The organism is Providencia sp. PROV269 (assembly GCF_028477785.1).
GTDB classification, from domain to species: domain Bacteria; phylum Pseudomonadota; class Gammaproteobacteria; order Enterobacterales; family Enterobacteriaceae; genus Providencia; species Providencia rettgeri.
The window spans coordinates 373,329-393,957 of sequence record NZ_JAMPLV010000003.1 but is presented as its reverse complement, the minus strand read 5'-3'; the positions used below and the strand labels follow the sequence as shown (position 1 = coordinate 393,957).

The 20,629-nt window shown below is 37.5% G+C and carries 11 protein-coding genes and 2 tRNA genes; 6 read left to right on the top strand and 7 right to left on the bottom strand.

From position 1 onward, the window contains the following. Position 1: 1 nt before the first annotated feature. From nrdB to ubiG, 3 genes are all read right to left on the bottom strand, one after another. Positions 2 to 1,138: a class Ia ribonucleoside-diphosphate reductase subunit beta gene (gene nrdB, locus PR683_RS06335; protein ID WP_004912195.1), complete on the bottom strand. Its 1,137-nt coding sequence runs from the start codon at positions 1,136 to 1,138 to the stop codon at positions 2 to 4. 11 nt (positions 1,139 to 1,149) lie between these two features. After that, entirely contained in the window at positions 1,150 to 3,441 is a 2,292-nt protein-coding gene (nrdA, locus tag PR683_RS06330) for a class 1a ribonucleoside-diphosphate reductase subunit alpha (protein WP_004912194.1), read from the bottom strand. Between the two features lie 357 nt (positions 3,442 to 3,798). Then, a complete protein-coding gene (ubiG, locus tag PR683_RS06325) occupies positions 3,799 to 4,521 on the bottom strand; it encodes a bifunctional 2-polyprenyl-6-hydroxyphenol methylase/3-demethylubiquinol 3-O-methyltransferase UbiG (RefSeq protein ID WP_004912192.1) in 723 nt (240 codons plus the stop codon). Between the two features lie 297 nt (positions 4,522 to 4,818). On the opposite strand from ubiG, the gene gyrA reads away from it, so the two are divergent. Further along, positions 4,819 to 7,434, top strand: coding sequence for a DNA topoisomerase (ATP-hydrolyzing) subunit A (gene gyrA, locus PR683_RS06320; protein ID WP_004912190.1), 2,616 nt, complete (start codon positions 4,819 to 4,821; stop codon positions 7,432 to 7,434). Between the two features lie 214 nt (positions 7,435 to 7,648). Then, complete coding sequence (gene rcsC, locus PR683_RS06315) at positions 7,649 to 10,435, top strand: two-component system sensor histidine kinase RcsC (protein ID WP_238562683.1); 2,787 nt, start codon at positions 7,649 to 7,651, stop codon at positions 10,433 to 10,435. 78 nt (positions 10,436 to 10,513) lie between these two features. On the opposite strand, the gene rcsB is transcribed toward rcsC, so the two are convergent. Beyond that, a complete protein-coding gene (gene rcsB / locus PR683_RS06310) occupies positions 10,514 to 11,164 on the bottom strand; it encodes a response regulator transcription factor RcsB (RefSeq protein WP_004259923.1) in 651 nt (216 codons plus the stop codon). A gap of 1 nt (position 11,165) precedes the next feature. Further along, a complete protein-coding gene (gene rcsD, locus PR683_RS06305; RefSeq protein WP_272581715.1) occupies positions 11,166 to 13,865 on the bottom strand; it encodes a phosphotransferase RcsD in 2,700 nt (899 codons plus the stop codon). Between the two features lie 213 nt (positions 13,866 to 14,078). Between rcsD and PR683_RS06300 the strand changes: the two genes are divergently transcribed. The 3 genes from PR683_RS06300 (at position 14,079) to lpxL (ending at position 15,905) form a co-directional block, all read left to right on the top strand. Beyond that, a tRNA-Ser gene (locus tag PR683_RS06300) sits at positions 14,079 to 14,166 on the top strand. Positions 14,167 to 14,171: 5 nt separating this feature from the next. After that, positions 14,172 to 14,247: transfer RNA gene (locus PR683_RS06295), tRNA-Thr, on the top strand. 734 nt (positions 14,248 to 14,981) lie between these two features. Then, entirely contained in the window at positions 14,982 to 15,905 is a 924-nt protein-coding gene (gene lpxL, locus PR683_RS06290; protein ID WP_109911567.1) for an LpxL/LpxP family Kdo(2)-lipid IV(A) lauroyl/palmitoleoyl acyltransferase, read from the top strand. A gap of 534 nt (positions 15,906 to 16,439) precedes the next feature. On the opposite strand, the gene gltP is transcribed toward lpxL, so the two are convergent. Then, on the bottom strand, positions 16,440 to 17,747 hold the full coding sequence (gene gltP, locus PR683_RS06285) for a glutamate/aspartate:proton symporter GltP (protein ID WP_109911568.1): 1,308 nt from the start codon (positions 17,745 to 17,747) through the stop codon (positions 16,440 to 16,442). A 565-nt stretch (positions 17,748 to 18,312) separates the two neighbouring features. Then, on the bottom strand, positions 18,313 to 18,975 hold the full coding sequence (locus PR683_RS06280; protein WP_004912169.1) for a GntR family transcriptional regulator: 663 nt from the start codon (positions 18,973 to 18,975) through the stop codon (positions 18,313 to 18,315). A 408-nt stretch (positions 18,976 to 19,383) separates the two neighbouring features. Here PR683_RS06280 and PR683_RS06275 point away from each other — a divergent pair, with 408 nt between their 5' ends. Then, a complete protein-coding gene (locus PR683_RS06275) occupies positions 19,384 to 20,625 on the top strand; it encodes an NRAMP family divalent metal transporter (RefSeq protein WP_004912166.1) in 1,242 nt (413 codons plus the stop codon). Positions 20,626 to 20,629: the final 4 nt, after the last annotated feature.

Below are 20,629 nucleotides of genomic sequence, written 5' to 3'. Positions count from 1 at the left end.
CTTACAGTTCGAAGTCGCTCAAATCGTCGGTATCGACTTGAGAGTCAATTTGGCCGACTAAATAAGAACTCACTTCAACCTCTTGAGGCGCAACTTGTACGTTATCAGACACCAACCATGCGTTGATCCATGGAATTGGGTTTGAACGTGCTTCAAATGGCAATTTCAGGCCAACAGCTTGCATGCGAATGTTAGTAATATATTCAACATATTGGCATAAAATATCTTTATTTAAACCAATCATAGAGCCTTCGCTGAATAAATAGTCAGCCCACTCTTTTTCTTGCTCTGCTGCTTGAACGAACAGGTCATAACACTCTTGTTCGCACTCTGCCGCGATTTCGGCCATTTCTGGGTCATCTTGCCCTGAGCGCAACAGGTTCAACATGTGTTGTGTTCCCGTTAAGTGCAGCGCTTCATCACGTGCGATTAGCTTGATGATTTTAGCATTTCCTTCCATCAGTTCGCGTTCAGCAAACGCAAATGAACAGGCAAAGCTAACATAGAAACGAATGGCTTCGAGCGCATTGACGCTCATTAGGCACAGATACAGCTGTTTCTTCAATTGACGTAGAGAAACAGTGACTTGTTTGCCGTTACAAGTATGCGTGCCTTCACCAAACATATGATAGTAATTGGTCATTTCGATCAGGTCATCGTAAAAACCAGAAATATCTTTAGCACGTTTTAAAATTTCTTCATTTTCAACGATATCGTCAAAAATAATGGCTGGGTCATTCACAATATTACGAATAATGTGTGTATATGAACGTGAGTGGATAGTTTCAGAAAACGCCCACGTTTCAACCCAAGTTTCCAGTTCAGGAATCGAAATCAGCGGCAATAATGCCACATTAGGGCTGCGGCCCTGAATAGAGTCCAGCAGCGTTTGGTATTTCAGATTACTGATAAAAATATGTTTTTCGTGATCTGGCAACGCGTTATAGTCAATACGGTCGCGAGATACGTCAACTTCTTCAGGGCGCCAGAAAAACGACAATTGTTTTTCAATCAGCTTTTCAAAAATAGGGTACTTTTGCTGATCATAGCGTGCCACGTTAACTGGTTGGCCGAAAAACATCGGCTCCAGCATTTGGTCATTTTTTTTCTGTGAAAATGTTGTATATGTATGTGACATAACAATTCCTATTAAATTTTACACGCGCCGCCTTCGCAATCGGAATCCGCTGACTCAACAACTTCTTCCAGATCGCCCTGAACATCTTCCGCCCCATCGCGGGTGTTATGGTAGTAAAGTGTTTTCACACCAAACTTATAGGCGAGCAATAAATCTTTTAGCAATTGGTTCATTGGTACTTTGCCGCTCTCAAAACGAGTCGGGTCATAGTTTGTGTTAGCAGAAATCGACTGGTCGATAAATTTCTGCATGATACCAACGAGTTGTAAATAGCCACTGTTTGAAGGCATTTGCCATAGTAGCTCGTATGCGCCTTTCAGATTTTCGTAATCTGGCACTACTTGACGCAAAATACCATCTTTAGAGGCTTTAATACTGATATAACCACGTGGTGGTTCAATACCATTGGTTGCGTTAGAAATCTGTGATGATGTCTCTGAAGGCATCAATGCAGACAGAGTCGAGTTACGCAGACCATGTTGTTTAATATCTTGGCGTAAAGCTTCCCAATCGTAATGCAATGGTTCATTAGTTAACTTATCGAGCTCTTTTTTATAGGTATCGATAGGTAAAACGCCTTGTGCATAAGTTGTTTCATTGAACCATGGGCAAGCACCTTGCTCTTTTGCTAACTCATTCGAGGCTTTTAATAGATAATACTGAATGGCTTCGAATGTTTTGTGCGTTAAGTTGTTCGCACTACCGTCAGAATAACGAACACCGTGCTTCGCGAGATAATAAGCGTAGTTAATCACCCCAATACCGAGTGTACGACGCCCCATTGAGCCTTGCTTCGCCGCAATGATTGGGTAATCTTGGTAGTCAAGCAGTGCATCAAGAGCACGAACAGCTAATATTGCCAGCTCTTCTAATTCATCTAGGCTATCAATCGCCCCTAAGTTAAATGCCGATAATGTACACAGCGCAATTTCACCGTTCTCGTCATTAATGTTATTTAATGGCTTAGTTGGCAGTGCAATTTCTAAACATAAGTTTGACTGACGAACAGGGGCAACCTGTGGGTCAAATGGGCTATGTGTATTACAGTGGTCAACGTTTTGAATATAGATTCGGCCAGTAGACGCACGTTCTTGCATCATTAATGAAAATAGCTCAACCGCTTTAACACTGGATTTGCGAATATTTTCATCTTGTTCGTATTTCACATATAAACGTTCAAATTCGTCTTGATCAGCGAAAAATGCATCATAAAGACCTGGAACGTCTGATGGACTGAATAATGTAATATCTTGGTTTTTAATCAAACGCTCATACATTAACTTGTTGAGTTGCACACCGTAATCCATATGGCGAACACGGTTACCTTCAACCCCACGATTATTTTTCAGTACCAATAAACTTTCAACTTCAAGGTGCCAAATAGGGTAGAACAAGGTTGCAGCACCACCACGAACACCACCTTGCGAACAAGATTTCACCGCAGTTTGGAAGTGTTTATAGAACGGAATACAACCAGTGTGGAACGCTTCACCACCACGAATTGGGCTACCTAATGCACGAATGCGGCCTGCATTTACCCCAATACCTGCACGCTGTGAGACATATTTCACAATTGCGCTTGAAGTGGCATTGATGGAATCTAAGCTGTCACCACACTCAATCAGTACACAAGAGCTGAATTGACGTGTAGGAGTACGTACCCCCGCCATAATTGGCGTAGGTAATGAAATTTTGAATGTTGAAACGGCGTCATAGAAACGGCGAATATAATCGAGACGCGTCTCTTTTGGGTAATGTGAAAACAGGCAAGCAGCAACTAAAATGTATAAAAACTGTGCGCTTTCATAAATTTCACCGGTAACACGGTTTTGAACTAAATATTTTCCTTCAAGCTGTTTTACCGCAGCATAGGAAAAATTCATATCACGCCAATGGTCTATAAAGCTATCCATTTGCTCGAACTCTGCTTCAGAGTAGTCTTCCAGCAAATGCTTGTCATATTTCCCCATTTCGACGAGGTGTTTAACATGCTTATATAATGCAGGCGGTTCAAACTGGCCATAGGCTTTCTTGCGTAAGTTAAAAATAGCAAGACGTGCAGCTAAGTATTGGTAATCAGGTGTATCACCCGTAATTAAATCTGCTGCTGCTTTGATCATCGTTTCGTGAATGTCAGAAGTTCTGATCCCATCATAAAACTGAATCTGTGAACGTAACTCCACTTGAGAAACGGATACGTTACTTAGGCCTTCCGCGGCCCAGGTTATTACCTTGTGGATTTTGTCGAGATCAATGCGTTCTTTATGTCCATCACGCTTTGTGACTAACAGACTCTGGTTCATGAGCAAGTACACCTTGGTTGAACTACAAATGGGTTAAAAAAACATAAAAAAGCTCATGGTGTAATGCCATGAGGCTAGTAGTGTTATGTTTGCTTGTACCACTATATGTAGTAGTTTGTTTAGAATACCATAACAAGATAATGTTAATATGTGATTTTATCAAGTGAACAAATTAGAGGGATCTTGTGGATAACTGGTTGGATAAGAAAACAGATCATGTCGGTAAGCTGCATGGTAAAAGGCATTAATAAAAAAAATGCTTCCGACATGAGGACTAAAATAAATTTTGTAAACTGCGATCGTTTGCTGCTTTCTTAAACGTACTGCTTGTGATTTATTCTTTTCACGACTAAATGACTATTCGCTCACAGTATGCAGCATATAATTTACATCAACATTTGGCCCTAGCCAGAATTTATCCGTTAATGGGTTGAAGTGTAACCCTATGATATGTTTATCTTTCAGTGGTGTTCCGTCAATCCAGCCAATTAACTCAGAAGGGCGAATAAATTTGTTGGCATCATGAGTCCCTTTAGGCACGATTTTCATAATATATTCAGCGGCGACAACAGCCATTAACCATGCTTTTTTGTTACGGTTAATGGTTGAAAAAATCACGTGTCCACCCGGTTTCACTAATTTAGCGCAAGCTCTAACGACAGACTGAGGGTCCGGAACATGTTCAAGCATCTCCATACATGTGACAACATCATAGGCTTGAGGGTGCTTGTCTGCGTGCTGTTCGACGGTTTCTTGGACATATTCAACCGGAATACCTGACTCAAGAGAATGTAAGCGTGCGACCATTAAGGGTTCAGCCCCCATATCAAGGCCGGTGACTTCTGCACCTTCACGCGCCATACTTTCGGATAAAATGCCACCGCCACAACCAACATCAAGAATTTTTTTACCGAAAACACCGTCTACACGCTGCATAATATAACCTAAACGTAAAGGGTTGATGCGGTGTAGTGGGGCAAATTCACCTTCTAAGTCCCACCAACGCGAAGCGATGGACTCAAATTTCTCGATCTCTTGCTTATCGACGTTAAGGTACGTTGGGGTTTGGGTGTCATTCATACAAAGAAGCTCCTATTTTTAACCTATTCCCTAAAGCCTATTAACGATAATTATATTTAAACTATGTTCAGTAGGGGGAGATAGCGGTCCGATAAGAATTGATGGCTAAAATATAAACAACAATGCAATTATTGCAGTTATTAATTGATAAACCCTCAAGTTTCGGACACATAAACTTAATTTTCCGCTATTATACATAGCTTGGAAGACAAATACCCGTCTCTTATTTTTATTAAATTGGCGAATTGTGGTATAGTTCTACTCTTTGAATCCGAAGTTATGAGGGACAGTGGTTCCATGAGCGAGATTGCCAGAGAAATCACACCAGTTAATATCGAAGAAGAGCTTAAAAGTTCGTATTTGGATTATGCAATGTCCGTTATTGTCGGCCGTGCACTTCCAGATGTTCGAGATGGACTGAAGCCAGTACACCGCAGAGTACTGTTTGCGATGAATGTATTGGGAAATGATTGGAATAAACCCTATAAAAAATCTGCCCGTATTGTTGGGGACGTCATCGGTAAATACCATCCACATGGTGATAGCGCTGTTTACGAGACAATCGTTCGTCTAGCACAGCCTTTCTCAATGCGTTACATGCTGGTTGATGGTCAGGGAAACTTCGGTTCAGTTGACGGAGACTCCGCAGCGGCAATGCGTTATACGGAAATCCGTATGGCGAAAATTGCCCATGAGCTACTGGCTGACCTTGAAAAAGAAACCGTTGATTTCGTTCCAAACTATGATGGAACAGAGCAAATTCCTGAAGTTATGCCGACGAAAATCCCCAACCTTTTGGTTAATGGGTCGTCAGGTATTGCTGTTGGGATGGCAACCAATATTCCACCTCACAATTTAGGGGAAGTGATTAACGGTTGTCTTGCCTATATAGAAGATGAAGACATCAGTATTGAAGGCTTAATGGAACACATTCCAGGGCCTGACTTCCCTACAGCGGCGATTATCAACGGCCGTCGTGGGATTATTGATGCATATCGTACAGGGCGTGGCAAGGTCTATATCCGTGCAAGCGCTGAAGTGGAAGTCGATGAGAAAAATGGTCGTGAAACCATTATTGTCAGCGAAATCCCTTATCAAGTGAATAAAGCTCGCTTGATTGAAAAAATTGCAGAATTAGTTAAAGACAAACGCGTTGAGGGTATCAGTGCACTGCGTGACGAGTCGGATAAAGACGGTATGCGCATTGTTATTGAAGTTAAACGCGATGCGGTGGGTGAAGTTGTACTAAACAACTTATATTCATTGACCCAATTGCAAGTTTCTTTTGGTATCAATATGGTAGCTCTACATCAAGGGCAACCCAAAATACTGAATTTAAAAGATATCATTGCTGCTTTTGTGCGTCACCGTCGTGAAGTTGTCACTCGTCGTACGATTTTTGAATTACGCAAAGCGCGTGACCGTGCTCATATCCTTGAAGCATTAGCAATCGCTCTGGCTAATATTGACCCAATTATTGAACTGATCCGTAAAGCACCAACGCCTGCCGAAGCAAAAGCAGGGCTAATTGCACGCTCTTGGGATCTGGGTAATGTTGCTGCGATGCTAGAACGCGCGGGTGATGACGCCGCTCGTCCTGAGTGGTTAGAGCCTCAGTTTGGTGTGCATGAAGGGCAATATTTCCTGACTGAACAACAAGCCCAAGCTATTTTGGACTTACGCCTCCAAAAATTAACGGGCCTTGAGCACGAAAAATTACTGGAAGAGTACCGTGAACTTCTAGTGCAAATTGAAGCTTTACTGTTTATTTTACGCAGCCCTGAACGTTTGATGGAAGTGATTCGCGAAGAGTTAGAAATTATTCGTGATACCTACAACGACCCTCGTCGTACAGAAATTACAGAAAATACCGCAGACATCAATATTGAAGATTTGATCAACCAAGAAGATGTAGTGGTGACATTATCTCATCAAGGTTATGTGAAATATCAGCCTCTGTCTGATTACGAAGCACAGCGCCGTGGTGGTAAAGGTAAGTCTGCGGCAAGAACTAAAGACGAAGACTTCATTGAACGATTATTGGTCGCCAATACACATGATACCATCTTGTGTTTCTCAAGCCGTGGTCGGTTATATTGGATGAAAGTTTACCAATTACCAGAAGCGAGCCGTGGCGCTCGTGGTCGCCCAATTGTTAACTTATTACCACTAGAACAAGATGAGCGTATTACGGCCATCTTACCTGTACGTGAATATGAAGAGGGTTACAACGTCTTCATGGCAACGGCGAGTGGTACTGTGAAGAAAACGCCTTTACAAGAGTTTAGTCGCCCAAGAAGTGCCGGTATTATTGCGGTGAACTTGAATGACGGTGATGAACTGATTGGTGTTGATTTAACAGATGGTTCAAACGAAGTCATGCTGTTTTCAGCTCAGGGTAAAGTTGTGCGCTTCGCTGAAGATGCCGTTCGTCCTATGGGACGTACCGCAACAGGTGTACGTGGTATTAAATTAATGGATAACGACAAAGTCGTTTCTTTGATTATTCCACGTGGAGAAGGGCATATCTTAACTGTGACAGAAAATGGTTACGGTAAACGTACTGAAGAAGCTGAATACCCAACTAAATCTCGTGCAACTCAAGGTGTTATCTCCATTAAAGTGAGTGAGCGAAACGGGAATGTAGTTGGCGCGATTCAGGTTGATGAAACAGACCAAATCATGATGATCACGGATGCCGGCACATTAGTTCGTACACGGGTGTCTGAAGTGAGCGTCGTTGGCCGTAATACTCAAGGTGTTACCTTGATTAGAACCGCTGAAGATGAAAAAGTTGTTGGTTTGCAGCGCGTTGCTGAAACAGATGACGATGAAAACAATGATGATGAGATTGCAAATGAAAACACTGAAGAAAATGGTGTTGATGATGCAAATATCGACGATCAAGAGTAATCATCGCGTTTAATTTAATGAACGGGTAGCGTAATTAGCTGCCCGTTTTAGTTTCTAACCTTAATGTCTTAATTTTAATACTTTTCATGTTAGTCGCTTTTTTATCATGTAATCGAGTATAATTAGCGGTCATAGTATCGAATATACAGGAAAGCGCTTGAGATATTTACCCTCGTTTAAAACATCACTTAGACTTTCTCGGGATTTATTTCGTATCCTCGGCTTGATGTTGTGGGGTATGGGCGTTTTTATTACTTTATTCTTCCTTTATTCGCAATTTAATGAATACAAATCGGACATTCGTCAACAGTTCTATTCGGGTTATGAAAACCTGCAAGCCTATATTCAACAAACCGGAGCGACACTTAATTCTATCCAGTCAATGACTGAGCTATATCGAGTAAAGCTACAAGAATCGACAGAAGTAAAGAATCTTCCAAGTAAATTTCTCGAATTACCGAACGCATCTAATTACTCTTTCTATAAATTAACGCCGAATACGGATTGTGATTATTTTAGGGATAGAGCAGAGAATTACTTGCAGGCTTTTGAACAACTGAATTACTTTTGGAAAGAGAGTATTGCTGCACCTCAAGCTTTAAACCATGTCTTTTTAGTTGGTTCAAGAAGTTATTGTATGGTGGATTATCCGATCCGCTCAACAATATCTGATATCGAAATACTCAAAAAAGTCAGCTATGAAAGTGTGCGGACTTACCAAGGTTTGAGGTTACAAGGAAAAGAGCGCAATTTATTTACAATTATGCATGGTGCACAGCCAGATTATGGGCAAGTTTACTTAATTCAGGCAATCAAGCACGATAACATGCTGCCTGCGTTTATTGGGTTAGAACGTTCAATTAACTTGAATCAATTCAATATACGCCGAAATAAAGCTATCGAAATACTAATAATTAACGACTATAACCAGCCTGTTTTATATTCTCCTATCGATATCAACCCTAAGAGCTCAGCGTTACTCAATATTTCAGAGCCTTCATTCTTTGGTTTTAACTCAGATTATTCAAAATTAATCTTCAAAAAACGCTTACTGCCCTCTCAAATTACGGTCATTTTCTCCATTGCGACGTCTGAAATATTAACTAGTTTAGAAAATACTATTTTTTACGGTATTGTCCTTAATATTTTTACGGGTGGGCTAATTTTCTTTTTAATTTGGTTACTTGAAAGGAAAATGCTAGAACCTGCAGAGAACACCGCGATACGGCTTGAAGAGCATGAACAATTCAATCACAAAATAGTGGCATCAGCACCTGTCGGTATCATCATTTTAAGATTAACCGATGGAGGTAATATCCTTAGTAATGAATTAGCTCATGACTATTTCCGGCTATTAAATGAAGATGATAAACAGCGAATATTAACAATCATTCGCCAAAAAACGAGCAATTATATTGATGTGGTGACAACCAATGGCACACATTTACAAATTAGCTTTGTAAACTCTCGTTATCAGAATGAAGATGTCGCTATTTGTGTATTAGTGGACATCAGTATTCGTGTTCAAATGGAAAAATCGTTGCAAGATGTAGCCGATGCAGCGGAACAAGCGAACCATGCTAAGTCGATGTTCTTAGCGACAGTAAGCCATGAATTAAGAACACCGTTATATGGCATTATTGGTAACATAGAATTGCTACAACGTTATGAGTTATCTGAGAAAGCGACACGTTTGGTTTCCACTATGGATAACTCATCGTCGCTTTTATTACAGATTATTAGTGATATTTTGGACTTTTCAAAAATTGAATCTAAGCAGTTGAAAATAGAAAGCAAACTGTTTAATTGTCGTGAAGTTTTTGAGTTCGTATTAGCGAACTACTTGCCATTAGTGTCTAAGAAAAAAATATCATTATATTCTTATATTGAACCTAACATTCCTGATCTCATTTTGAACGATTCTGTGCGTTTACAACAAGTGGTTTCTAATATTGTTAATAACAGTATTAAATTTACAGAATCAGGCTTTGTATTGCTGTATGTTTGGAAAGATGAGAATTATTTAAAGATTGAAATACGTGATTCAGGAATTGGAATGACCCATGCAGTGGTCATGCAGTTGTTTGACCCATTTTTTCAAGTTCATGACCAAAATAATATCGGTCATAAAGGAACAGGGTTAGGATTAGCGATTTGTGAAAAACTGATTAACCTCATGGATGGTGATATTGAGGTCAATTCCCAAATTGGGCTTGGTAGCTCATTTACTATTCGTATTCCTTTATATGGTCAAGAATATATTAAGAAAAACATTCCAGAATATCGTGCACATTATCGTATTGCTATCTCGTGCCGAAATGAATTTTTAATGAATTTTCTTTTACGCTTGTTAAGTCATGAGCAATTTACGGTTGTGGGTCATCACTCGATTGATAAAACACAAAATTATGACCTGCTAATAACCGATTATGAGTATACCGGAGGTATAACCTGTGAAGATCATATCCAGTTATCAAGTTTTTATGCCGGTGAACTTCACGAAATAAAATCACACCAATGGATTTATAATACATATCAATTAGATAAGTTGCCTGTTTTAATTGATAAAGTCATCATGAAAACGATTGAGCAATCGCAGAAAAATAATATAGCAAATCAACCATTGGTTGCTGATAATTCGTTTGGTGAATACCATGTGTTAATTGTCGATGACCACCCAATTAACCGAGCATTATTGAGTGAACAATTAGCGTCTATCGGTTTTACCACAGGCACTGCAATAGATGGATTAGATGCACTAAAATATCTAAATAATCATCACGTTGATATTGTTTTAACGGATGTAAATATGCCAAATATGGATGGTTATCAGCTGGCAAAAGAACTGCGGCGCTTAGAGTTTAGCTTACCCGTTATCGCATTAACTGCTAATGCAATGGCAGAAGAAAAGCAACGCTGTATTAATGCAGGAATGAATGATTGTTTGTCAAAACCAACAACAATTGCAATTTTACGAGAGACCCTGACGCGCTACTGTTAAATATACTTAAAGATGAATGCAAAAATAAAAACCCATAACTGGGTTTTTATTGGTGTAGTCTTATCATTGAAATGAAACTCACTCTGAAGGCGAGTTATCAATACTTACAGAAGAAAGGTAATTTAGCAGCGCAATATCATTTTCAACGCCTAATTTCAGCATGGCTGATTTTTTCTGGCTACTGATCGTTTTTATGCTACGGTTAAGTTTTTTCGCAATTTCAGTGACTAAAAAGCCTTCAGCAAATAAACGTAGTACTTCACTTTCTTTTGGTGATAAGCGTTTATCGCCGTAGCCACTTGCATTGACTTTTTCCAGTAGCTTACTCACACTTTCTGGCGTGAATTTTTTGCCTTTCTGTAAAGCGGCTAAAGCTTTAGGTAAATCAGCTGGTGCGCCTTGTTTTAACACAATCCCTTCAATATCTAGCTCTAATATTGCGCTAAGAATGGCTGGGTTATTGTTCATTGTGAGAACAATGATTGATAGATCAGGATAATGCCGTTTGATGTATTTGATTAAAGTAATACCATCGCCATATTTATCACCTGGCATTGATAAATCAGTAACTAGCACGTCTGCATTTAAGCGTGCTAAGTTATTAATCAAAGAGGTTGAGTCCTCAAATTCCCCTACGATATTCACCCATTCAATTTGTTCAAGTGATTTTCTGATGCCGAAAAGAACGATAGGGTGATCATCGGCAACAATGACATTTAGGTTATTCATATTATTGGTTACCTTCTGGCATTAGTTTTTTGACTGAATTATCCAGCATGCTAATGCAATTTTTTATTTCCAATCCGTTTTCATCTGCTATGTAACGCTCCAAATCTTCACAAAGCTTATGAAGAAAAGTAAATTCGAGCATAGCAAAAACTCCTTTTAAACGATGTGCAGTGTTTTTCAATTCGGTCAAATCCTCAACACTTTCACTATTATACAGTTTATTAATATCTATCGGTACTGTTGTGATAAACAAATCTCGATATCCACTATTTGCTAGTATTAATTGATAACTTGCAATTGCATCTTCTATTGATTCATTCGAGGTTCGTGAAACCGTTTGGTCATCAACATTGTGAAAAATCAGATTATTAGAATGCTCATGTTCATGATCCGTGTTTTCGATCAGTAATGAGATGGCATCAATTAATTCATCAGCAAAATTATAGTTAGCTTCGATGTAATGAGGTTGTAATTGGTTTATTCCTGAAAGAGTACCATTTACTTTAACAATATTTTCAAAATATTCCTCATTATTATCAGTTATCAAGAGATCCCAGTTGGTATGAGGGGAACTCTCACTTAAGTCCAAATATTCTGCTCCATAATTAGTTAATATATTCCTAACAATCCGTGAAATATCTGCATTATGTATGTTTAAGCGTATACAAACATCTTCCAATAAAGCCGGGTAGTCTTTAACTAGTAACTCTTTAGCTGCAGGTAGCGTAATTTCATAATGAGTGCCGATTGCATCACTAGAACGAATAGAAAAAGCACCATTCATTTTTTTTACCAGTAGTTTGCATAAATAAAATGTTATACCTGAACGTGTAAAGTTAGAGGAATTTAAAATCTGTCCAGTAAAAGGACTTTGCAAATTACTCAGTTCTTGATTACTTACGCCAGTCCCACTGTCTCTAATATTCAGTAAGATGATATTTTTACTAGCATTATAAGATAACGTGAATGAAATTTTTCCAAAAGAGGTTGTTGCAATAGAATAATCCCAAATTAGCTGTATTAATTGCTTTAAATAATCCAGATTAGCCACGATAAGCGAATCTGGATTGAGATTATTATGAAAATAAAGCGCTAACCCTTTGTTATTACACTGCGATAAGTTTTGTTTTAAAAATTGACTCACAAGGTTACTGATAGAAACGTTCTCTGTTTTTACGGGGTCAGTTTGAGACTCAAGTTGATTTAATAAGTTAATATTTTTAAACCAGCGATTAATATGAAAAAGCTGATTTTCAATTTCTAAAATAAATGCACGATTATTTATATTGGCAATTTCGGATAGTTTGGTTAATTGATTATCAACTTTAATTAGTGAAGGCAATATTTCACTACACATATTCTCAAATACAGCTTTACGCATATAAATATTTTTTTTGTATTCGCGATTCGCTAATTCTTGGCGTTTTTGGGTTAATGCTTCTTTATCTTTATCCGTAATAATGAAGAGAACTGTATTGGATTTTGATATGTTATCGACAAGAACAACTTCATAGACAATATTTTCGATAGAAACTTGAATAACATCATGATTTTCCATGGCCATTTCTTTAATGTGAACCAGATCCATGGAAGGTAATAGTTGATTAGCAATATCATTGCTCAGAATTTTTTTGTTAGTGTTAAAGTCGTAAACTAAAATGCCGTACGAAATATGACTGATAATATCGCTAGTCAGTGCTTCATTAAAATTCAGTTCTTGCAGCATATTTGTATTGGGAGAAATCAGGCGTTTACGGATAAAGAGCATAATCAGCAAAGCAAAAAAGATCATGATAAGCATGCCAGTCATTAGCCATAAGTTATAGCTAATGACATTAAAAATAATGCTTTTTAATGAAACATGGTAATAAAGTTGATAACTGGTACCGTCAATAGGGTGGGAGAAGATGAGGTTAGTTCCAACCCAAGTTGTATGAGACTCATTGCTTCCTGTGCTTGCAGGGCGTGTATTTATCGTAAAAAAATCCCCATTTAAATTTGGGGGGATCAGTGAATTGATCGAAATATCAAAAGATATGACGCTCGTTAACTGCCCTGGAGAATTAAACATCAGCCGATAAGTATAGTAATAAAGGTTATCAGGGGAGTATTTTTGAATATTTGAAATTATTTCCCGTCGATCTAACAATGTTGATTGTGTCAACATATCAGCGCGCTTTTCTTCTGCCGTTAAGGTGAGATAACTTTCTTTAAATCGTAGCTCAGGTTTAAGAATTGAATGGGTGGTTACTAAGACTAGTGTATTGTCTAAACCATTGAGATAATACATCGAGTTATATTCATTACGGGCACCCCAGACAATCTCCATATAATTTGCAAGCTTAGAGGCTAAAACATTACTACTTTGCTTATTATTACCAAATACAATTGCATCGATTGATTGGTTGGCGCTACTTAACCAAAAAATATCATGGCGCATTCCTGTCACAGTGAGATTATCGGCGGGAGGTACTGATGTCTTTTCATTGGCAATTTTGTAGATATGGCTCGCTTGATAACGATAATCTTCGATTTGATAGGCTAACCGACTCGCCATACTGTTCAAACTAGTCTGACGGCTTTGAACTAATGCTTGATAGTAGTTAAATAGCGATAAAAAAAGCATTACTATTAGCAACAGAATAAATGCTGCGAAAATACGAAAAAGAGTGTTTGGCTTTAATAATGATTGTTTGTACATACTGTAGCAAGTCGTCCCGTCGGCTAAAATATTATTAGATTAAAAATCATACGCCTAGAGAAAGGATAGACACCGATTTTGCACAGATACTACCATTTTTCTTGGGAAAGAGAGAGTGATTGAGTGAAGATTAGCCAAACGAAGTAAAAAAATCAATTTTTTTACTTTCAGGGGTAGACAAGTTGCAGGGATTCCTCCATAATCGCGCCCCATGGAGAGATGGCCGAGCGGTCGAAGGCAGCGGTCTTGAAAACCGCCGATGGGAAACCATCCTAGAGTTCGAATCTCTATCTCTCCGCCATATTCGCCGGCTTAGCTCAGTTGGTAGAGCAACTGACTTGTAATCAGTAGGTCACCAGTTCGACTCCGGTAGCCGGCACCAAATAAGAACCCGTTATCTCTCAACCAGATAACGGGTTTTTTCTTGTTTGTAATTCATGTCATTTTACCCCTTCTAGTTGCTGATAAGTACATCAAGAACATCACCACTCAAATGATTTTAAAACAATGAGAGAGTAGATATGGCTGAGATGAAATTAAAATCTCAGATGGATATTCGGGTTAACGACAGAACTGGTGAGGAGAATAGTGAAGGGTGGTTAGGGTATTCCTATAATAGGAGGAGCTATCCACTCTATAAGTGGCTACAATCTTAGGCGAATTTACTGATCTTATTTTTTCTCATAGTAGTCTATGGTTGATGGCATCAAGTTGCTAAAAATAGCGACTAAATTGACAAATATAAGCAAAATAATCCGTAAAATGACAAAAATGCATATTAATAATGAGATTAATTAACCCATATATGTGATAATTTTGTCAGTTCACTACTGTTTAAGTGATTACGTTTTTAGTTTAATCGGCGTATCGTTCTGAAGAGGAAAAAGGAATCCGGCAGAGCTGCTGATTAATTGGCATACTAAAAATCAAATATTGCTTAATAGTTTTGAAAAGGTTATCCGACCGTTATCTACTTAAGTAGAAGATGAATTTTAAGGATATTCAGCTAGTTGTGGGTGAAAACCCATTTTGTTGTAGTAATCATGTTGAATTTAAAAGACTAAATATTGTCTAAAATAGCGTGCATTCTGCAAAGGCGAAGTATTGGGAGATATAATGTACGCCAAAAACCCATTTTCACTGAAATTGGTCCATCCGAAGTACTTAGTAACATGGATGGGGGTTTTTATCTTATTTTTATTGGTTCAATTACCTTATAAATGGCAGATATCGTTAGGTGCTTTTTTAGGTATCAATTCGCGGTATTTTATTAAAAGAAGAGTATCAATAATTAAACGAAACTTAGAGTTGTGTTTTCCGGACAAAAATAAAAATGAAATAGATATTCTGGTAAATGATAACCTAAAATCTTTGGGGATCGCATTATTTGAAACTGGAATTGCCTGGTTTTGGAGCGATAAAAGAGTTAAAAAACTCTTTCAAGTAAAAGGAATGTCTAATTATTTAGATGCGATTGCGAAAAACAAAGGTGTAATAATTGTTGGGGTTCATTTTATGTCACTTGAGTTAGGTGGTCGGATTATGGGCCTTTGTTTCCCTGTTAATGCAATGTATCGGCCGCATAATAATAAAGCGATGGAATATATTCAAACAAAGGGACGGTGCCGTTCAGGTAAAGGAATGATTGACCGTAAAAATTTGAAATTTATGGTTCAAGAGTTAAAAAATGGTAAGTCCATATGGTTTGCACCCGACCAAGATTTTGGACGAAAAGGGACGATATTTGCGCCATTTTTTTCTGTTAAAAATAGTTCCACCTCAAAGGGAACATCAATACTTGCTCAATTATCTAAATCACCAACACTCACAGTAACATTATTGAGAAATAAGAGTGGTGCTAATTATGATTTGATACTGGGAAAAGAAATACCTAAGTACCCAAGTTGTAATGCATTACAGGATGCAACAGCAATTAACTCGGTTTTAGAGATGGAAATTATGAAAGCGCCAGAACAATATCTTTGGGCTCATCGACGGTTTAAAACTAGGCCGGAAGGGGAAGTGTCACTTTATAGTTAGCTTTATATTTATCTATAGCAGTAAAGGCAATCGTGATTAAAAGGAATTAGTTGGCTTTTTACTGATAACCCTTTTTGTATTATAGTTTTTTTAGACTCATAATATAAAACGAGATAAATAAACCTTTTATCTCGTTTTAATCATAAGTTATAGTCTTGTTTAGTACGGATTTTTTTGTTAGAACCAGCTGTGTAGCATAAAGTATGATAATGAAAATATAAAAATTACCATTAGGTGTTGGAGTACCTTTAAAAACAAAAGAAATCTTCTTATTTGATTCATTGTTTCCTGCTTTGGCTAACAAAAAGAGTAGTTAATTAAAAAGTTTTATTCTGTGTAGTAACGCTAATTATAAAATACCAGTTTGTATATAAAATATTACAAAAATGTGAAATGTATTGCGCTTAATAAGTAAAAATATCTAATTTAAAAATATTTAACAAATAACTGATCATTTATTGCGTAAAAATAGAACTACCTTCAATAACGATATTAATCGAAGGCAATTCTATTATAGAGTTACTTTAGAATAAACTAAAAACTATTTTCATATTCTCGAGCTTTTTTATCGTCATAATTATGTTCCCATTTGGCAATAACCAGAGCGGCTAGGGCATTACCTACCACATTAAGTGCCGTACGTGCCATATCTAGAATTCTGTCAACACCTGCGATGAATGCTAACCCTTCTAATGGAATCCCTACACTTCCTAGCGTGGCAAGAAGAACAACAAATGAAACACCTGGGACACCAGCAATACCTTTAGAAGTGATCATAAGAGTAAATACTAAGATAAGTTCTTGCCCAATGGAGAGTTCTATACCATAAAGTTGGGCTATAAAAATAGCGGCAATACTTTGGTATAGTGTCGAGCCATCTAAGTTAAATGAATAACCAATTGGAATAACAAAGCTTGTTACAGACTTAGGCGCTCCGTATTTTTCCATTTTATCCATAATACGAGGAAGTACGGTTTCAGAGCTGGCCGTCGAATAAGCGAGTAACAATTCATCTTTTAATATTTTCATCAAAGTGAAAATATTAATTCGACAATAACGGGCAACTAATCCTAATACAACAACCGCAAAAAATATAATTGCACAGTGGACGAGTATAACCAGTTTCAATAAAGGAACTAATGATGAGAAACCAAAGTTAGCAACGGTAACGGATATTAATGCGAAAACCCCGATTGGAGCATACATCATAATCATATTTGTTACGCGGAACATTGTTTCAGAGAAAGTCTGTAATACATTGAGTAATGGTTGTTTTTTCTCTAATGGTAAAGAAGAAAGCCCTAAGCCAAATAATACAGCAAAAAAGATGACGGGGAGCATATCACCACTCGCCATCGCTGCAAAAATATTACTTGGAACTAAAGTGAGGATCGTATTAATGATCCCGGAAGGGTGGCTTTCAACTTCTTGGGTAGTTTTTTCATATTGTGAAATATCGACTTGAGTTAATTGCGACATGTCAATACCAACACCTGGTTGGAATATATTGGCAAAAGAGATACCGACGATAATGGCAATTGTAGTAATAATTTCAAAATAAAGAATAGTTTTAAAACCGAGAGAGCCTAGTTGCTTGGTATTACCAACGCCTGCTATTCCAACAATTAGGGTTGATATTACAATAGGAACAACAATCATCTTGATTAACTGAATAAATATTTTACCAGCCGGAGATAGAATATTTAAAATCAACCAATCTTTGTACTCTGTATTATCATGTAAAAGCGCACCAGCAATAACGCCCAAAATAAGAGCAACCAATATTTGCCATCCTAGGCCAAATTTAAACGGTTTTTTTTTAGTCACTTGGTTTAATGTCATAATGAAATCTCATTTTATATTAATAATTCTTATGTATGTCTTTTTATTATCATAAATTTTATATCGAATATTCGAGAAAACTACAACTATTAACTCGATAAATTTGAGTAATTCCAATGTGTAATTTATATCAATTTGTTTGTTTTGTTAAATTATATTATAATAATAACGTTTTATGTTAAATATTGTATATGAATGTGAGTTTTAGGTGAGTTTTGAAGGTAAATTAATATTTAAAGTAAATGGAGTAAATGTTTTAAATTTGTTAATGAAATGGTTTGTTGTAGTGCTTGTTTTTCGCCGATAAAACTAAATAGAGTGAAAAATAGCCACTAAAAGTTTTATTTTTATTGGAAAGGTTTCTGAATGTGATTTTATGTTTAAATCATTCTATTTAATTAGTTAACAAAAAATAGAATTTAATCTAATAAAATTATGGCTAGATAATGAAGCATTATTAAAATATAAAAGTTATTGCGATAAATGATTTATCACTAAAATTTATGTAATGAAATTAGTGAAGAATAAAGAAATTTAATAATAGACAAATTAAACTTTAAATAATTCAAAGAGCAGATTGTTTCCGTTTAAGTGCAGCGAGTAATGTGCGTTCAGAAAGGTCTAAGTAATTACGTAACATATTAGCCGCATCTAAATTTTGGCCAGAATCTAATAAGTTAAGAATAGAGTGGTTTTTATCAATATAGGGAGCATACAAAATTTTAGGGTCATTGAGGTGACCAAAGGCCAGTCGTAATTCAGCTGACACATTACGGTATAATTTAATTAAACGTTCGCTGTCGGATAACTCGACAATGGCAGTATGAAATTTCATATTTGCAGTACCTACACCGACCCAGTTCTCGGTCTTTTCATGTTCACGAGCTTCTTGAACAGCCTCTTTCATTTTATGAACTGATGGATGCAAGGCATATGCATGAGTTAACGCATCACACTCAATAAGCCGGCGAACTTGGTAGATATCGATAATGGCGGCCATATCAGGGACTGAGACAAATACACCCTTATTTGGAGCATAAGTTAACAAACCTTCCTGCGTAAGTACGCGAAATACTTCTCGCAATGTGTTGCGAGAGATATCGAGTTCTTCACTTAATGTTGCTTCAGATAAGCGCTGACCCGGCGTGATCTCTCCAACTGTTATCTTATAACGTATAACTTCTGCAATAGTGACAGATAAAGTTTGTGCAACAGATTGTTTTTTCATAATAAAGGCTAATTTTAGTCTCAGGGGTAATAATTCGTTATATTCACATATTCAAGTTATAGCAGCAAGTTTCCTTTCTTTTTTACTCATCATCCCATTTCATGTATTTGCACAAAAATAGTGAAATTATAAATTTATCGCACCAACTTGGTGCGAACTAGTCGATAAGCAATATGCATGTGCAGTGAAAATTGTTAAAAAAGTGATCTCGTCTTGATTTTTAAACGAGCAATTACGATTTTTATTGATTGTTTATTCATCATTTAATACTAATTGTTCAACAATCCATTAAAAATGAATTAACAATACAGGTAACAAGTAGAACAATGGCACGATAATTGCCTTAGTGATTGTGACATCAACAACTACATCAATAATTAAAACAATAACTATTAGAGGAGTATGCACATGGCCGCTCAAGAAAGTGCACCAACTACGGCTGAATATGTGAAAAGCCGCCGTTCATCACTGATAAGCGCAATTTTTTTAATGGCAACGTCTGCCATTGGGCCTGGGTTTATCACACAAACGGCTACTTTTACCGTGACATTAGGAGCCGCTTTTGCCTTCGGGATATTAGCGTCTATTGTGATTGACTTCATTGTTCAGCAGAACATATGGCGAGTTGTTACCCTGACTAAAATGCACTCATCCGAAATTGCGAATGCCACAATTCCTGGGAGTGGTTATTTACTTGCTATATTAGTTATTTTTGGCGGGCTAATTTTTAATATTGGCAATATTGCAGGTGCAGGGTTAGGGCTTAATGCCTTAGTTGGCTTAGACCCGAAATGGGGTGGTTTGATTAGCGCACTATTAGCCATTTATATTTTTTCCTCCCGTAAGGCCAGCACATTTATTGATAGGTTAATTATTGGATTAGGTGTAGTGATGATTGGCTTAACGTTATTTGTCGCTATTGCATCAAATCCGCCTGTTGGTGAGGCATTACGCCAAAGCGTACTACCGGACACGGTTGATTTTGCCATGATAACCACCATTGTTGGGGGCACTGTTGGGGGGTATATCTGTTATGCAGGCGCTCATCGCTTATTGGATAAAGGCGCAGTAGGTATTGAAAACATTAAAGTTGTTTCTAGCGCTGCGACAAAAGGTATCTTAGTTGTTGGGTTGATGCGTTACATTTTATTTTTGGCTATCTTAGGTGTAGTTGCAAGTGGTGTGACTATTGATATTTCTGGACATGCGGCTAACCCAGCATCGCAAGCATTTCAGGCAGCTGCGGGTAATTTTGGTTTACGTATCTTCGGTTTAATTCTATGGGCTGCAGCACTTACCAGTGTGATTGGTGCAGCGTATACCTCAATGAGCTTCTTAACGGCATTTAAGTCTTCTATCACAGAAAGGCAACGTAATGTCGCAACTATCATATTTATTGCAGTCTCTCTGATTGTCTATTTATTTATGGGAACAGCCCCTGCGGCATTATTGGTTTTTGCCGGTGGTTTCAATGGGCTAATTTTACCTATTGGTTTAACTTTATTTGTTTATATCGGCTGGAAACGCTCAGATTTAATGTCAGGTTACCATTATCCACGTTGGCTATTATGGTCTGGTGTTGTGACGTGTGCACTCACTTGGTATATGGGCGCAATGTCTGTCGGTGCAATCTTTAATTATCTGAAATAACTCA

Bases quoted from the DNA above. Each gene is read 5' to 3' on its own strand.
- rcsB (WP_004259923.1), bottom strand. From the start codon at position 11,164: ATGAATAACCTAAATGTCATTGTTGCCGATGATCACCCTATCGTTCTT.
- gltP (WP_109911568.1), bottom strand. From the start codon at position 17,747: ATGACATTAAACCAAGTGACTAAAAAAAAACCGTTTAAATTTGGCCTA.
- gyrA (WP_004912190.1), top strand. From the start codon at position 4,819: ATGAGCGAGATTGCCAGAGAAATCACACCAGTTAATATCGAAGAAGAG.
- ubiG (WP_004912192.1), bottom strand. From the start codon at position 4,521: ATGAATGACACCCAAACCCCAACGTACCTTAACGTCGATAAGCAAGAG.
- nrdA (WP_004912194.1), bottom strand. From the start codon at position 3,441: ATGAACCAGAGTCTGTTAGTCACAAAGCGTGATGGACATAAAGAACGC.
- PR683_RS06280 (WP_004912169.1), bottom strand. From the start codon at position 18,975: ATGAAAAAACAATCTGTTGCACAAACTTTATCTGTCACTATTGCAGAA.
- nrdB (WP_004912195.1), bottom strand. From the start codon at position 1,138: ATGTCACATACATATACAACATTTTCACAGAAAAAAAATGACCAAATG.
- PR683_RS06275 (WP_004912166.1), top strand. From the start codon at position 19,384: ATGGCCGCTCAAGAAAGTGCACCAACTACGGCTGAATATGTGAAAAGC.
- rcsD (WP_272581715.1), bottom strand. From the start codon at position 13,865: ATGTACAAACAATCATTATTAAAGCCAAACACTCTTTTTCGTATTTTC.
- lpxL (WP_109911567.1), top strand. From the start codon at position 14,982: ATGTACGCCAAAAACCCATTTTCACTGAAATTGGTCCATCCGAAGTAC.